Consider the following 13,865-nt stretch of genomic DNA (forward strand, 5'->3'; position numbering starts at 1 on the left):
ACCCACCTGACCAATTGAAAAACAGACAACTCATCACCCCGGTTGTCTGTTACGGTTCTTTTATAGTTGATGTGGTATTTCCGGAACGACGATCCTTAAACAGTCTTTTTCCACGACTAAATGATGGTTCTGTCCTTCATAATGCTCTCCATCCATGTCAATCACCTGAGATTTCCCGAGACTGACGGTGAGCTCTTTGCACTGATAATGCAGGATGTCTGAATTCGACGTATCCCAATCGACCATGGCTTTTGCAGCTAAAATTTCCTTAAATAAAGGAAATCCGCTCTCTTTTAAAATTAACAGATCCATCAATCCGTCATGCAAATCAATTGATGCTAGAGGAAATTCAGTCGCTCCAATGGATTTGCCGTTCATCACAAGCAGCATGACAGCTTCACCTTCAACGACTTTCTGATCAACTTCCAGCTGATAATGAAAGTCCTCCTGTCCACTGAGTGATTTTATCGCACTGACGTAATAACTGATTCGGCCGAACACATTTTTCGAATCATCGTTTATATTTTGAGATGCTTCTGCGATTAATCCGGTTCCCCAGAAATTTGAGAAATACCTGCCGTTGCTTTCAACGAGATCCACAGGTTTTTCTGTACCGCCATGAACGATAAGTTCTGCCGCACGTTTGATGTTCAGCGGAATGTTAAGTGACCTGGCGAAATCATTACATGTTCCGGCCGGAATGATGCCGATAACAGGACGCTTATCAAGTGGTGCTAGACCGTTTACACACTCATGAACCGTCCCGTCACCACCCATGATGACAACAAGATCCACTTCTTCCCCATGCTGTCTGCAAAAACGTTCGGCATCACCGGGTTTTTGCGTCTGGTAAAGAGACAGAGCAGGTATGGATGCCGCCAATACCCCCGCTGTCTGGCTGATCAGTTTTTCAATTTCTTTTTCCCCGGCACTGCCTTTGTAAATCAACATCGCTTTTTGATACACAACCCTGCCTCCTCTCTACTGTTCTTTTTATACCCGAATTCAGGAAATATACTACATGATTTTGCAAAAGGCTGCTTTATGTATTTTACGCGCCAAAATAAAAAAGGTCCCCACTTGGAGCACCTTTCGCGTAATCATTATGTTCCGGATATCTGATGCGGCTGCTTGACAGACTCGAGTATCTCCAGGCGTGATTTCGTGGTTGAAATTTTTACCCCGACTTCTGACAGTTTCGTCATCATCTCCTTGATGGTTTCACTGTTTCTTGACATGCTGAGCACCTCTCCCGAAAAGTTTGATTATATACATATAAACGAATAAAATCTCTAAAAAGTTTCATTTTCGCTTAAAAAAATTTAAATAAGCATTATTACGATTATGATACCACTTTCACAAAATAAAAAACCTGAATTTAAGAAAAATTAATGATTTTGTTAAATGAATAAAATCTATCTCATTCCGCATACTACAAATTGAATAAATTGGAGGTGTTGAGAATGAACGTACGTGAAGTAATGACACAGGATGTTATCACATGCAGTAAGCAGGATACAGTGGAAACAGCAGCAGAAATGATGAAAAAACATGACATTGGTGTGCTTCCTGTCGTAGACGAAAGTGGCCGCCCGGTTGGAATGGTAACGGATCGTGATATCGTGATCCGCGGTGTGGCAGAACATAAGAGTCAATCGGTTGATCAGGTCATGACGCATGAATTAATTCATGTAACGCCTGAGACGACTTCAGAAGAGGCCGCCGATGTAATGGCTTCTTCTCAGGTGCGCCGCCTGCCTGTTGTACAGGATGAGCGTATTGTTGGCCTTGTTTCTTTAGGAGATTTGTCTGTGAATCCACAGTCTAACCAAAAGGCCGGGGATACATTAACGGATATTTCCCAGCCTTAAGTAAACCCATTCTATGTAACGTGTGAGTTTCAGCACACACCTAATACAAAAAGCGACTGGAACGTCTACATGTTCCAGTCGCTTTTCATTAAAGCTTTATTCTTTGCAGTCTTAATGCGTTTAAAACAACAGATACCGAACTGAAGGCCATTGCCGCTCCGGCTACCCATGGGGCAAGCAGACCGACAGCCGCGATCGGGATTCCTAAGGTGTTGTAGCCGAATGCCCAGAACAGATTTTGTTTAATATTACGCATTGTTTTCCGGCTCATCATGATGGCATCTGCAATGCTCATCAGATCACCGCGGATCAGCGTAATATCTGCTGCTTCCATCGCCACATCGGTACCTGTTCCAATCGCCATTCCGGTATCAGCTGAGGCCAGTGCCGGTGCGTCATTAATACCGTCTCCTACCATCGCCACCTTATGGCCCTTTGCCTGAAGCTTCTTCACCTCAGCCGCTTTTCCATCGGGAAGTACTTCTGCAATGACCTGATCTATGCCTGCTTCTGTTGCAATCGCGCGTGCCGTCCGATCATTGTCTCCTGTAATCATGATCACCTGAAGACCCATTTCTTTCAAACGTTCGATCGCTATTTTAGATGTTTCCTTCATTGTATCTGCCACTGCAACAATTCCTGCAAGCTCTCCGTCAATTGCAAAAAGCATGGCGGTCTTCCCTTTTTCCTCAAGATCAGCCATCGTGTTCTCTACACCATCTGTTGATATGTTTTCCTGTATCATCAGTTTTCGTGTTCCTGCAAGGATTTGTTTTTCATTTAATACGGCTTTCACACCAAACCCTGTAATAGACTGAAAATCCGTTCCCTCTTTTACTTCAAATCCTCTATCACGAATACCTTTCACGACTGCTTTTGCCAGAGGATGCTCTGATCCGGCCTCTGCTGCTCCGGCATGTAAAAGCAGGTCCGCTTCTGAAAAGCCGTTGAGCGGAATTACATCCGTTAAAACAGGCTGTCCTTCTGTAACCGTACCTGTTTTATCGAGAATCACCGTATCAACTGACTGAGCCGTTTCTAAATGCTCTCCGCCTTTAAATAAAATGCCTGCTTCGGCTGCACGACCTGAGCCAGCCATAATAGAAACGGGTGTTGCAAGACCAAGCGCACACGGACATGCGATGACAAGCACGGCAATGGTTGCTTCAAGTGCCGGGGCAATCTCACCTGGTGACACGAGTGTGATCCACGCGATAAAGGTAAGGATCGCAATCCCGACAACAATCGGTACAAAAATGCCCGAAATACGGTCTGCCTGGCGTTGAATCGGCGCTTTTGAACCCTGAGCCTGCTCGACAACCCGGATGATTTGAGCAAGCGCTGTTTCTTTACCGACTTTAACCGCTTTGACTTTGATGAAACCCTGCTGGTTAATGGTTGATCCAATCACATGGTCTCCGGTAATCTTGTCAGCCGGTACACTTTCTCCTGTAATCATGGATTCGTCGATAGCCGTCTGACCTTCTTCAATGATACCGTCTACAGGTATCTTCTCACCTGGACGAACAGCAAGCAGGTCCCCAACCTGAACCTGATCAAGAGGCACTTCCACTTCCTCACCATTTCTAATCACAAACGCTGTTTTCGCCTGAAGACCCATCAGTTTTTTAATGGCTTCAGATGAACGGCCTTTTGCTTTTGCTTCAAAAAGCTTTCCAAGAACAATCAGTGTAATCAGTACTGCACTTGTCTCAAAATAAAGTCCCATCATATGCCCCGGCATTGACAGGCTCTGAAACGCCAGATATACACTGTAAAAATAGGCAGCAGAGGTACCTAAAGCAACGAGTACATCCATATTGGCACTGCCGTTGCGCAAAGCTTTATAAGCTCCTTTATAAAATGGTGCACCTACAATAAACTGAACCGGGGTTGCCAGTGCCATTTGCACCCACGGGTTCATCAGAAGATCCGGTACATACATCCACTCGGTAAATGAGAAGTGACCGACCATTGTCCACAGCAATGGAGCAGCAAAAATCAGAGAAAAAATAAATCTCTTTTGCTGACGGCTGATTTCTGCCTGACGATGGTCCTGCTCCGGCTTTCTCTCTTCTTTTCTAGAGGCTCCATAGCCAAGCTTCTCAACCTGCTTAATAATATCCTCTGTTGAGAGTACATGATCTGTGTACTCCACCGTTGCCTGCTCTAAAGCAAGATTGACTGTTGCTGTTTTCACACCTTCAAGCTTGTTCAATCCTTTTTCAACCCGCGTCGAGCAGGCTGCACACGTCATGCCGCTAATATCAAATTCTTCTTTTTTAACAGCAACACCATAGCCGAGTTTTTCTACTTTCTCCTGAATGTCTGACAAGGAAAGCTGATCAGGGTTATAGGAAACCGTTGCTTTTTCCAAAGCCAGATTGACATTGGCCTGATTCATCCCTTCCATTTTCTGCAGTCCTTTTTCAACGCGTGTCGAACAGGCCGCACACGTCATACCTGTAATGCTCAATTCTTTCTGTTGCATCTTGCCTCACCCCCATACCCATATAGGGTATATTATGATTTGAAAGAAAGTGCGCAGATTTCCTGCGCACGTACTTTATTTTACTGAATAACCTTGATCCTCGATTGTCTCACGGATCTGGTCAAGCGATACATAGGCCGCCTGGAAATCAACATCTACCGTTCCCTGTTCAAGGTGTACACGTACGTCATTGACACCACCAAGTTCTTTTACATTGGACTCTACAGCTTTCACACAGTGCTGGCATGACATTCCTTCTACGTTAAGTGTAACTGATTCTACCATGATTTTTACATCCTCCTGAATCGTTTTAATTTATTTTTTCATTAATCTTTTCATTGTTACTAGTAACTCATCAACCACTTCTAAATCGCCTTCCTGAATGCGATCAACAATACAGCTTTTCATATGTCCTTCAAGCAGGAGCTTTGACACGCTGTTTAAGGCTGACTGGGTTGCTGCGATTTGTGTGATGACATCATCACAATACGTATCTTTCTCGATCATTCCTTTGATTCCACGAATCTGGCCTTCAATTCTGTTTAAGCGGGTTTGAAGATTTTTTTTCATTTCATCTGAATGATGACTTTTTCTTTCTGAACCGCAATGACTTTCCTCAGTTGCTGTCAAATTCATTTCTGTCCCCACTGCTTCCACACATATCCCTCCCTGATTTGCATTCAGTTTATGGTTATTCTAAGTATATTATACCCCTTATAGGTATGTAAACTAATTTGTTTTGTCCTGATAACTTGAACTATAAATGACTTTCCAGAACTTTTCAACTGGTCTGCCCCTGATTTCACAGGATTATCAAATCGGAAACACAACTCCGGCGAGTCCGGCTAATATAAGTGTTAAAACGATCGCGATTATACCGAGTCTTTTCAGACGCCGTTCTTTCAGTTCACCTGCTGACATTTCCGGAAAGGAATCAAGATCCCTTTTATTCAGGACAAAGCCAGTGTTAAAAGCGACTAAAATTGTCCCTATCATGACTGATGTTGGCAGCATCGTACTAAAATCTGTCTCTACTAATGTTCTGCTCTCAGACGACAGGAGAAGCAATGCAAAGATCACCATAAAAATTGCATTAAGCAGTGCATAAAATCTTGTTTTATAGAAACTATCTGATAAAGCAATATCCTCTTTTCCCAGTCTCATTCGGTCATATTCATCCGCCTGTCTATATTCCTTAAAGAGTGATTGGCTCAATGAATTCTTTTTGACAATGATTTTGTACAACTCGATCAAAATTAACACAATACCAAACAATAAAAAAAAGATAATGCTTTCACGGGACCTGTATAAAAAGAGAGAAAACAATAAAAAGATCATTAGAAAAAGAAAGACGTTGAAAAAGACAAACTGAAAAATTCTTCCCTTTTTTCTTGGATTCATTATGATATCCCTCACCCTCTTCCCTTAAATGATTATCTTTTTCTTTTCATGAAACCTTCTGATAGTCTTTATACGTACAGTAAGGTAAAAAGTTTCTATTTTATGCAGATAGGGAAATTATAATAAAAATAATTCTAAATCGATTGGCAGGGATGTGTGATGGACTGGATCTCTTTTTTAGTTGGATTTGTCTTTTTTCTTAACTTTATTTTCGCAGGGATCCTTATTTTTCTTGAACGAAAGGATGCAAGTGCAACCTGGGCATGGCTGATGGTCTTGTTTTTTGTACCGATCGCCGGATTCGCCCTTTATTTGTTGCTCGGCCGGAGTTTGAGAAAGAAGCATTTATTTAACTGGGAAGGACGCAAAAGGATCGGGATTGAACAGCTGATCCGTTATCAGATTGATGCGATTCATAACCGGACATTTGAATTCCACTCAAGAGAAACAGAAAAAAACCAGGATATTATTTATATGCAGCTGATCAATAATGCAGCGGTATTAACCCAGGATAATGATTTACGGATCATTATAGATGGACGGGATAAATTCAAACAGTTGTTTGAGGATATTGAAAACGCAAAAGACCATATTCATATTCAGACATACATTTTAAGAAGAGATAACCTCGGGAAAGAATTGTACAACCTGCTTGTGAAAAAAGCGAAGCAGGGGGTCAAGGTTCGTGTTCTTTATGATGATATGGGTTCACGGGGTATGACAAAAAGGTACTTCAAAGAGCTCCGGGCAGCCGGCGGTGAGGTAGAAGCATTTTTTCCGTCGAAGGTACCTCTGATCAATCCGCGGCTGAATTACCGGAACCACAGAAAGATTTCTATTATAGACGGTCGTATCGGCTATATTGGCGGCTTTAATATCGGAGATGAGTACCTTGGACTCGATGAAAAGTTCGGCTATTGGCGGGATACCCACCTGAGGGTCGAGGGAAGCTCTGTACACCCGCTTCAAACCAGGTTCATTCTTGACTGGAATCAGGCATCGCACCGGTATGATATCGAATATGCAGACCGGTATTTCCCGCCTATTCCGCGAAAAGGTGATATCTCGATGCAGATTGTCTCAAGCGGACCTGATTCTGATTGGGAACAAATTAAAAACGGCTATTTAAAGCTGATTAACAATGCTGAAAAATACGTGTACATTCAAACCCCTTATTTCATTCCGGATGAGAGCCTTCTGGACGCACTGAGAATCGCTGCTTTGTCAGGGGTTGATGTCAGAATTATGATTCCGAACAAGCCTGACCACATGTTTGTTTACTGGGCGACTTATTCATATGTAGGTGAGCTGATGAAAGCTGGCGCACGTATTTACGTATATGAAAACGGGTTTATCCACGCTAAAACGCTGGTGACTGACGATGAGTCAGCTTCTGTAGGGACAGCGAATATTGATTTACGGAGCTTCAGCCTGAATTTTGAAGTGAACGCTTTTATCTATCATCAGGAAACCGCCACTTCTCTCGCACTCATTTTTGAAGAGGACATGGAAAAATCAACTGAGCTTACACCTGAACTGTACCAGAAGCGCTCACACCTGATCAGATTCAAAGAATCCATTTCAAGGCTGTTATCACCGATCCTTTGATGAAAAATAAAAGACTGAAGCATTTAAGGCTGCTTCAGTCTTTTTTTATGATGTCTGCACGATTGATTAAGCGGACTTTACACTATTGATTGTGAATCGCAATAAGATTTATAAGTTATGTATTAACCCTACTAAAACTATGAGAAAACTAGGTATTTATACTTAATTAAAAATTAATTAACCTATAAAAAAAGCAGCGTTTTTCAATCAAAAACGCTGCTTTTTTTATTTCCATGAGCGACAGCGGATTCAATAAAACACAATGAAATCAAAGGCTAGGTTAAAGAAAAAGAGCGTGTGGCCGATGGCGAAAATCATTCCAAGCTTTGATGTGCGATTCATCTCTACCACCCCTGTCTTAAGTTATAAGACTATTATACCACTTTTCTAAAAATTCAAACACTTTTTATTTCTATGATTGCACATCGGATAATATATTTTTTTCTTTTTCCTCTGTCATTCCGGCTTTCCACTCATGATTTTCTCTTGAGGACAGCCAGAGATACGTATCGCTGATGGTTTCTTCAAGAGGCCGGAAGGTCAAACCTTTTTGTGTGGCTCTTGTGGTATCAGCAAGAATAAATCCGTCCGGAATTTCTGCTGAAACAGGAATCCAGAATGGCACTTCAACGAATGGTGAGACTTCATGGTTTTTGAGCGTTTCATCTTCCACCCAGATAAAGTCAACATCTGAGTTGGTGACTCTTTTAGCAGTAGTCAGGTATTCTTCCATTGTTGGAAAAGGTTTCGCACCAGCAGCATTGTAAGTCCCGTTCTCCTGCTTTTCCACCATGCGGATCATCCATTCACTCAGGTCCCTGACGTCAATCCATTGTACTTGACGCGACGGCTTACCGGGTGCAACCGCTGTTCCGCCTTTTGAAGCACGCCAAACCCAATAAGTAAAACGGTCGGTCGGATCATCAGGACCCACGATCAGTCCCGGACGGATAATCAATGATTCTTTTCCATAAACCGATTTTACGACTTCCTCACTTTTTTGTTTAAGAGGGCCATATGTAGCGCCGTTTACTTCTTCTGTTTCCTCCTCAAGCTCCCCTAGTGGGGTATATTCCTCTATCGCAGGTCCTTTTGAAAAATCACTGTAAACAGAGATCGTTGATACGAACGTGTAATGCCTCACCCGGTCCTTCAAGAGCTCAGCTGTTTTTCTTACCTGGGATGGTACATATCCTGAAACATCAATGACTGCGTCCCAGCTTCCTTCCTCAAGTGCAGAAAGATCATCATTCCGGTCACCAGTCAGCTTCTTTACAGCGGGAAATAATGCTGTATTCGTTTTTCCGCGGTTGAAAAGGGTCACCTCATGACCTGCTTTCAGCGCACTCTCTGTTATATGTTTACCAAGAAACTGTGTGCCGCCTAAAATTAATAACCTCATTTTCCTCACTCCTTAAATAGATTGTTGATAACGTTCTTCATAAAAGCGACGGATGCCGTTACTGAGCAGATAGAAGGTCACCATCGTAAAGGTGATAAAGCCAACAGTTGATAGCACCACCCATTCTGCTGAGAACACGTCCTGGTTGATGTTATCGAGAAGCGACGGCCAGATAAATGAATTGTTCATGGTCTCTACGCCGCCACCTCTTATGGAACCGAAAGCATTTTGCAGATACACACCAATCACGGCAAATTGTGCAATTAAAAATAATGTTCTACCCAGATCATTCACAAAGCTCGTCAGCATCATCAGGCGCAGCTCCGGCCAAAAGTACGCCTTAAATAAAGTAACGTTTGAGCAGCCGGTTACGATACCAGCTTCAAAAAAAGGTCTTTTTGAACTTTGAATCATGGACGTTCTGATCATATTGGCCGTTCGTCCAACCTCCACCAGCGCAATTGCAAGGATGAGCCAGAGCTGGCGGTGCTCAGAAAACATAATAAATGGCATGCCCGCAAAAAAGATGACAAAAAAGACGGGTGGCATAAAGGAAAACAGCTGGCTCCATACAGATAAGAAACCCTTCAACAATCCTGAATAATAGCTGCCAATCCCCAGTATCGCAGCTACTGCAAAGCGGATCACGACAATCGTTACAATCACAAGTAACGTTTCCTTAGATCCTGCTACAAGTAGACTCAGCACATCCCGTCCATCCCGGTCCGAGCCAAGCGGATCCTGTGCAGAAGGCGGGAATGGCGGAACCTCAATCCCGGCATCAGTAAATCTTGCCCCCTGCTGCGTCAGGCTGTCATCCACCATCGGAAGAAACGGACCTAAAAACGTGATAAACAATAAAATGATCAGCATGATGCTGCCCGTTGCTAAATGACGATTCATCCGCTGCTTCCCCTTTCATGAGGCAATAAAAAGGTTCTTGCAACCTGACTGATCAGCCCTGCAAACAAAATCATCAAAGTGAAGAATAATGTAAAAGCAATAATGGCTCCTACGTCGACCATTAGTGATTGTCCATCCACTATCCGTTGAGAAGCTGCTACATATTCTTTAAAGTAATAAGCCGCTCCACGATACTGCGTTAAATATTCAATAACAAATAAATTCGACAGTAAGTAAAGAACAACTGTGTTCGTATGGACAAAAATTTTAGCAAGTCCGTTGCGAAGCATATGGATATAGAGCAGCTTAAAAGCAGGAACCCCTTTGGCTCTTGCTGTTCTTATATAATCCGCTCCCTGCTCCGCACTCAGTGCTGCATATGTAATATTCGCCAGATAGAACATCGGAAAAATAGATAAATAAATGACATTCATCACGACAGCCTCTATCGTCTCATGGGTGTACAACTTCAGGCCGGTCACAATTCCGTGGACATTCAGATACATCATCGTCATCTGGATCATGATAATAAAAAACAAATCCGGCAGTGAAAGCCCAAGCCACGTTGTCTGAAGACCCGCAACCCTCCGTTTACCGTGCCTTGTCTGAAAGTCGAATACACCTTTTGCAATACCAAGCAGGATGCTGACGAAAAACGCAGGTATAATCAGCCAGAGACTCCTCTGGATCATTTCCCACGCTTGTCCGAGCAGCGGTCTGTCATAACGGTCTGTGCCAAGCCCTTCCCCGTTAAACAGCGGTATGAAAAAAGATTTTACATTTTCCACATGTGCTTCTGCTGAATAGGTATAATGAGCCGATACAAATTCACCGGATGCACCTGTCTCCATCTCCATTTCCCTGGGCAGGAGAAGGAGAATAAACAGCAGGCCGAAAGCAAACAGCCACTGTAATATCAGTTTTACGATATTTCTTCCCATATGAAGCCTCCATTTTTTAGACTCTTCTGAATAGTATAGCGAAAAAAACTGTTTAGGGAAACGAAAAAAAGACTGAATTTGCCATTGGCAGTGATCCAGTCTTTTTCTATTTGTTTACTATTCAATTAAATGCCGAGATATTCTTCAAGTGTCAATCCACTGTTATACACTTCAGTTGCAAGCTCTTTGCCAAGATAACGGAAATGCCACGATTCATATTGATAACCTGTGATCTCTTCTTTGCCGGCAGGATAGCGTAGAATAAATCCGTATTCATGTGCATTCTCAGCCAGCCATTTTGCTCCGGCTGTATCCTTAAAGCTGTCTTCAGCCCAATGCTCCTCCTGACCAGCTTCTCCGATATCAAATCCAAGACCGGTCTGATGCTCAGAATAACCAGGACGGGCACTGAAACGATCTGCCTCTTCCTGACCGTGCTGATCCACGTAACGGTTGTATAAATCCACCTGATAATCATACGAGCGGAATGTACTGAAGGCAACCAGTGTAATCCCTTCGGCTGAAGCTGCTTCTGCCATTTGATTAAAGGCGGTTCTTGCTTCCGGGTCTTCACCCGGCGCAAAGTCCGTTGGCAACGGATGCTGTTTGTTCGCGATTAATACACCATCGACATAATAGGGCTCTGTCACAGTTTCCGGCGTTTTTTCCGGTTCCTGCGGTTCTGCCGGTATTTCCGTATCAGGTGTTACTGTGCCTTCTGATGGCGTATCAGTGTTTTCCTCCGGAAGGTCCGGCTCCGGATTCTGACTTACCTGGCCTGAATCCGTTTCCGATTCATCAACTGAAGGGTCATCGATCACTTCCGGGGATTCCTCCTGATTGATCAAACCTCCGAAAAGACCGTTAATGGCCGCATCTACCGACCAGTTATATGCACTCAAGGCCCCAAGTGAGGCACCTGCTAAAATTGTAACGGTTACACCAAGTGCAACCCACCATTTTGTTTTTTTCTTTTTTTCTGTGACAAGCGGTCCATTTCTCATGATGACAGTTCCCTTCCTGTAGCTCTCTGTTCCATTCTTTCAGTTTATCAAAAAAAGGGCCTTCGATATATGATTTCACGAAAAATCCTTAAATGTTTAAAAGACTGTAAAAAAGAGAAAGATATTGATATGCAGTTTCAACACAATGCAAAGAAATGGAGATGGATAGAATGGGAAAAGCGATTTTAACAAGTGCAGCAACCGCTAAAGGCGGAAGAAACGGACACGTGCGTTCAGATGATGACTTAATCCAGCTGGATCTTGCCATGCCTGGTGATGGTCAGGACCCTGAAGGTAAATCCAATCCCGAGCAGCTGTTTGCCGCAGGATATGCAGCATGTTTTGACGGCGCCTTTAACCTGATGGCTAAAAACGCTAAAAAAGAAGTCGATCATTCTACAACCGCTCACGTCAGCCTTGAGAAAGATGAAGAGGATGGCGGAGTCAAAATTTCTGTTAAGCTTGCTGTGAAAGTGAGCGGCATTACGCAGGAGGAAGCAGAGGATTTACTTGAAAAAACTCATAACTTCTGCCCATACTCTAAAGCAACACGTGGCAATATTGATGTAGACCTTGAGATTACTGCTGAATAATACGCTTTATAAGCCCTGCTCATGCAGGGCTTTTTTATTGTCAGAAAAAGATTCATGACACATTTATCAATCCTGTTTCTCTGCGTGTTATACTGAAATTCGACAATTGAAACTGGACGGGGTGTGACGACATGAAACCGCAGGCATGGCTTTCCATTAACTTTTTTGCGTTCTTTTTTACATGGGGCGTGTTTCTTCCTTACTGGACAGGATGGCTTGTCTTTGAAAAAGACCTGAGCGTTGCTGCAGCAAGCTCTATTATTGCAGCCGGGTTATTCGCCCGATCGTTTTCCACTTTATTTTTATTCCCGGAACTCAGCAAGCGCTTCAGCTTAGCCGTTCTGATGAAACTTTTACCGGTTATTTCAACCGGGCTGTTATTATTGTTTATCCCAATTGATTCCTTTATCGGATTAACACTGGTGATGATCCTCTTCAGCCTGTTCTACCCGAATATCCTGCCTATGATGGAGAGCAATGCCTCTCTTCTCATGAGAACAGATCACATCCACTACGGGCGCAGCCGTTCCTGGGGATCTGTCGGTTATACGGTCGGCTTAATTGTAGTCGGTATCGTAACAGGGATCTGGACGGAATCAGCTATTATGGGCGTGATGTTCGCAGGTTCCTTACTAATGGTTGCAGCAGCCTTCCAGCAAGCTCCCGGCGCACTGCAGGAACGTGTCAGCCCTCAGCGTGGAGGCTACAAAGCCGTCTTTAAAACGCATGGCTTTCTCATCGTGATGACGATCTGCATTTTAATTCAGGGCGCTCACGCTGCTTATTATAACTATGGGTTTATTTATCTTCAGGAACTGAACGTGTCAAATGGATACATAGGGTTCATTCTAAATATTGCGGTGCTGTCGGAAATCTTATTTTTCACCTTTGCAGACAGGCTGTTGAAAAATACACCGGTTTCTACCATGTTTGTCATTGCATCAGTGGCCGCGGTCATCCGTTGGGTAGCTGTGGGACTGTTTCCCGCATTATGGATTTTTCTGATCACACAACTGTTCCACTCACTCACATTTGGCCTTGCCCATTATACCTTTATCCGTTATCTCTACCGGACTGTTGAAAAACCGTTAATCCCAACCGCTCAGGGTGTGTACGCATCACTTGGTATGGGTCTGAGCGCAGCCGTGCTCACTCAGATTGGTGGCGTGCTCTATGACGTTTCATCCGGACTTGCCTTTATCGGCATGGGCATCGCTGTTATCCCTGCTATTGCATTATCACTGGTGATGCACCGTAAAAAAATAGCATGACCCCCATAAAGATTTGAATGCCTCCGTATCATTTAACAACTAAACTAAGCGGAGGCATTCAATCATGAAGCGACTCACTGAACAAACCGTACAGTCACTTTTAACCAAACTTGATACATCCATCCGCCAAAAAGAACGACGGGCTCTACTCGATTCAGTCCTTGAACTCGAACAAAAGCTCGCATCCTTCCAAAAGCGGATCGACGGACTGCAGTCCATTAAATAAATATGAAAAACAGCGGACCTTATTAAGGTTCGCTGTTTTTCTTGATGGGTGAATAAAGTGAACCGTGCCGGGTCATTCCTTCGCTCGTATAGTATAGATAACCAGATTTTTCTCTGGTTCCTCTGTTATACATGTTTTATTTGTATAATGAAGG

The 13,865-nt window shown here is 43.4% G+C and carries 15 protein-coding genes; 5 read left to right on the forward strand and 10 right to left on the reverse strand.

The genetic code is table 11. The annotated features are described in order from the left end of the window. Nucleotides 1-60: 60 nt before the first annotated feature. Both E2491_RS08355 and E2491_RS17725 read right to left on the reverse strand, forming a co-directional pair. Nucleotides 61-966, reverse strand: coding sequence for a diacylglycerol/lipid kinase family protein (locus E2491_RS08355; RefSeq protein ID WP_134374895.1), 906 nt, complete (start codon nucleotides 964-966; stop codon nucleotides 61-63). A gap of 137 nt (nucleotides 967-1,103) precedes the next feature. Continuing rightward, complete coding sequence (locus tag E2491_RS17725; RefSeq protein ID WP_256369349.1) at nucleotides 1,104-1,238, reverse strand: Lmo0850 family protein; 135 nt, start codon at nucleotides 1,236-1,238, stop codon at nucleotides 1,104-1,106. A 225-nt stretch (nucleotides 1,239-1,463) separates the two neighbouring features. Between E2491_RS17725 and E2491_RS08360 the strand changes: the two genes are divergently transcribed. Further along, nucleotides 1,464-1,871 (forward strand): CBS domain-containing protein, encoded by a 408-nt coding sequence (locus tag E2491_RS08360; protein ID WP_134374897.1) that lies wholly within the window; start codon nucleotides 1,464-1,466, stop codon nucleotides 1,869-1,871. Nucleotides 1,872-1,959: 88 nt separating this feature from the next. Here E2491_RS08360 and E2491_RS08365 read toward each other — a convergent pair whose 3' ends face one another. The 4 genes from E2491_RS08365 to E2491_RS08380 all read right to left on the reverse strand — a co-directional run bounded on the left by E2491_RS08365 (nucleotide 1,960) and on the right by E2491_RS08380 (nucleotide 5,763). Then, nucleotides 1,960-4,362, reverse strand: a complete 2,403-nt coding sequence (locus E2491_RS08365) for a heavy metal translocating P-type ATPase (RefSeq protein ID WP_134374899.1) — start codon at nucleotides 4,360-4,362, stop codon at nucleotides 1,960-1,962. A gap of 75 nt (nucleotides 4,363-4,437) precedes the next feature. After that, entirely contained in the window at nucleotides 4,438-4,647 is a 210-nt protein-coding gene (copZ, locus tag E2491_RS08370) for a copper chaperone CopZ (protein WP_134374901.1), read from the reverse strand. A gap of 30 nt (nucleotides 4,648-4,677) precedes the next feature. Then, on the reverse strand, nucleotides 4,678-4,998 hold the full coding sequence (locus E2491_RS08375) for a metal-sensitive transcriptional regulator (protein ID WP_134374921.1): 321 nt from the start codon (nucleotides 4,996-4,998) through the stop codon (nucleotides 4,678-4,680). 177 nt (nucleotides 4,999-5,175) lie between these two features. Then, entirely contained in the window at nucleotides 5,176-5,763 is a 588-nt protein-coding gene (locus E2491_RS08380; RefSeq protein WP_134374903.1) for a hypothetical protein, read from the reverse strand. A gap of 159 nt (nucleotides 5,764-5,922) precedes the next feature. Here E2491_RS08380 and cls point away from each other — a divergent pair, with 159 nt between their 5' ends. Continuing rightward, nucleotides 5,923-7,371, forward strand: a complete 1,449-nt coding sequence (cls, locus tag E2491_RS08385; protein ID WP_134374905.1) for a cardiolipin synthase — start codon at nucleotides 5,923-5,925, stop codon at nucleotides 7,369-7,371. A 412-nt stretch (nucleotides 7,372-7,783) separates the two neighbouring features. Here cls and E2491_RS08390 read toward each other — a convergent pair whose 3' ends face one another. The 4 genes from E2491_RS08390 to E2491_RS08405 form a co-directional block, all read right to left on the reverse strand. After that, nucleotides 7,784-8,773: an NAD-dependent epimerase/dehydratase family protein gene (locus E2491_RS08390; RefSeq protein ID WP_134374907.1), complete on the reverse strand. Its 990-nt coding sequence runs from the start codon at nucleotides 8,771-8,773 to the stop codon at nucleotides 7,784-7,786. 12 nt (nucleotides 8,774-8,785) lie between these two features. Continuing rightward, on the reverse strand, nucleotides 8,786-9,676 hold the full coding sequence (locus tag E2491_RS08395; protein ID WP_134374909.1) for an ABC transporter permease subunit: 891 nt from the start codon (nucleotides 9,674-9,676) through the stop codon (nucleotides 8,786-8,788). Then, a complete protein-coding gene (locus tag E2491_RS08400; RefSeq protein ID WP_134374911.1) occupies nucleotides 9,673-10,617 on the reverse strand; it encodes an ABC transporter permease subunit in 945 nt (314 codons plus the stop codon). The genes E2491_RS08395 and E2491_RS08400 overlap by 4 nt, the downstream gene beginning before the upstream one ends. Before the next feature lie 125 nt (nucleotides 10,618-10,742). Further along, a complete protein-coding gene (locus E2491_RS08405; protein ID WP_134374913.1) occupies nucleotides 10,743-11,621 on the reverse strand; it encodes a M15 family metallopeptidase in 879 nt (292 codons plus the stop codon). 170 nt (nucleotides 11,622-11,791) lie between these two features. Here E2491_RS08405 and E2491_RS08410 point away from each other — a divergent pair, with 170 nt between their 5' ends. The 3 genes from E2491_RS08410 (at nucleotide 11,792) to E2491_RS17455 (ending at nucleotide 13,711) form a co-directional block, all read left to right on the forward strand. Then, nucleotides 11,792-12,214 carry an organic hydroperoxide resistance protein gene (locus E2491_RS08410; protein WP_134374915.1) on the forward strand — a complete coding sequence of 141 codons (423 nt, stop codon included), beginning with the start codon at nucleotides 11,792-11,794 and terminating at the stop codon, nucleotides 12,212-12,214. A 131-nt stretch (nucleotides 12,215-12,345) separates the two neighbouring features. Continuing rightward, entirely contained in the window at nucleotides 12,346-13,485 is a 1,140-nt protein-coding gene (locus E2491_RS08415; protein WP_134374917.1) for an MFS transporter, read from the forward strand. 64 nt (nucleotides 13,486-13,549) lie between these two features. Continuing rightward, a complete protein-coding gene (locus E2491_RS17455; protein WP_166805832.1) occupies nucleotides 13,550-13,711 on the forward strand; it encodes a hypothetical protein in 162 nt (53 codons plus the stop codon). The last annotated feature ends 154 nt before the right edge of the window (nucleotides 13,712-13,865 follow it).

It is taken from the genome of Jeotgalibacillus sp. R-1-5s-1 (assembly GCF_004405105.1).
Classification (GTDB): domain Bacteria; phylum Bacillota; class Bacilli; order Bacillales; family Jeotgalibacillaceae; genus Jeotgalibacillus.

What these genes read in the sequence shown, in the direction of transcription:
- E2491_RS17725 (WP_256369349.1), bottom strand. Translation starts at nt 1,238, where the DNA reads ATGTCAAGAAACAGTGAAACCATCAAGGAGATGATGACGAAACTGTCA.
- E2491_RS08360 (WP_134374897.1), top strand. Translation starts at nt 1,464, where the DNA reads ATGAACGTACGTGAAGTAATGACACAGGATGTTATCACATGCAGTAAG.
- E2491_RS08365 (WP_134374899.1), bottom strand. Translation starts at nt 4,362, where the DNA reads ATGCAACAGAAAGAATTGAGCATTACAGGTATGACGTGTGCGGCCTGT.
- copZ (WP_134374901.1), bottom strand. Translation starts at nt 4,647, where the DNA reads ATGGTAGAATCAGTTACACTTAACGTAGAAGGAATGTCATGCCAGCAC.
- E2491_RS08375 (WP_134374921.1), bottom strand. Translation starts at nt 4,998, where the DNA reads ATGAATTTGACAGCAACTGAGGAAAGTCATTGCGGTTCAGAAAGAAAA.
- E2491_RS08380 (WP_134374903.1), bottom strand. Translation starts at nt 5,763, where the DNA reads ATGAATCCAAGAAAAAAGGGAAGAATTTTTCAGTTTGTCTTTTTCAAC.
- cls (WP_134374905.1), top strand. Translation starts at nt 5,923, where the DNA reads ATGGACTGGATCTCTTTTTTAGTTGGATTTGTCTTTTTTCTTAACTTT.
- E2491_RS08390 (WP_134374907.1), bottom strand. Translation starts at nt 8,773, where the DNA reads ATGAGGTTATTAATTTTAGGCGGCACACAGTTTCTTGGTAAACATATA.
- E2491_RS08395 (WP_134374909.1), bottom strand. Translation starts at nt 9,676, where the DNA reads ATGAATCGTCATTTAGCAACGGGCAGCATCATGCTGATCATTTTATTG.
- E2491_RS08400 (WP_134374911.1), bottom strand. Translation starts at nt 10,617, where the DNA reads ATGGGAAGAAATATCGTAAAACTGATATTACAGTGGCTGTTTGCTTTC.
- E2491_RS08405 (WP_134374913.1), bottom strand. Translation starts at nt 11,621, where the DNA reads ATGAGAAATGGACCGCTTGTCACAGAAAAAAAGAAAAAAACAAAATGG.
- E2491_RS08410 (WP_134374915.1), top strand. Translation starts at nt 11,792, where the DNA reads ATGGGAAAAGCGATTTTAACAAGTGCAGCAACCGCTAAAGGCGGAAGA.
- E2491_RS08415 (WP_134374917.1), top strand. Translation starts at nt 12,346, where the DNA reads ATGAAACCGCAGGCATGGCTTTCCATTAACTTTTTTGCGTTCTTTTTT.
- E2491_RS17455 (WP_166805832.1), top strand. Translation starts at nt 13,550, where the DNA reads ATGAAGCGACTCACTGAACAAACCGTACAGTCACTTTTAACCAAACTT.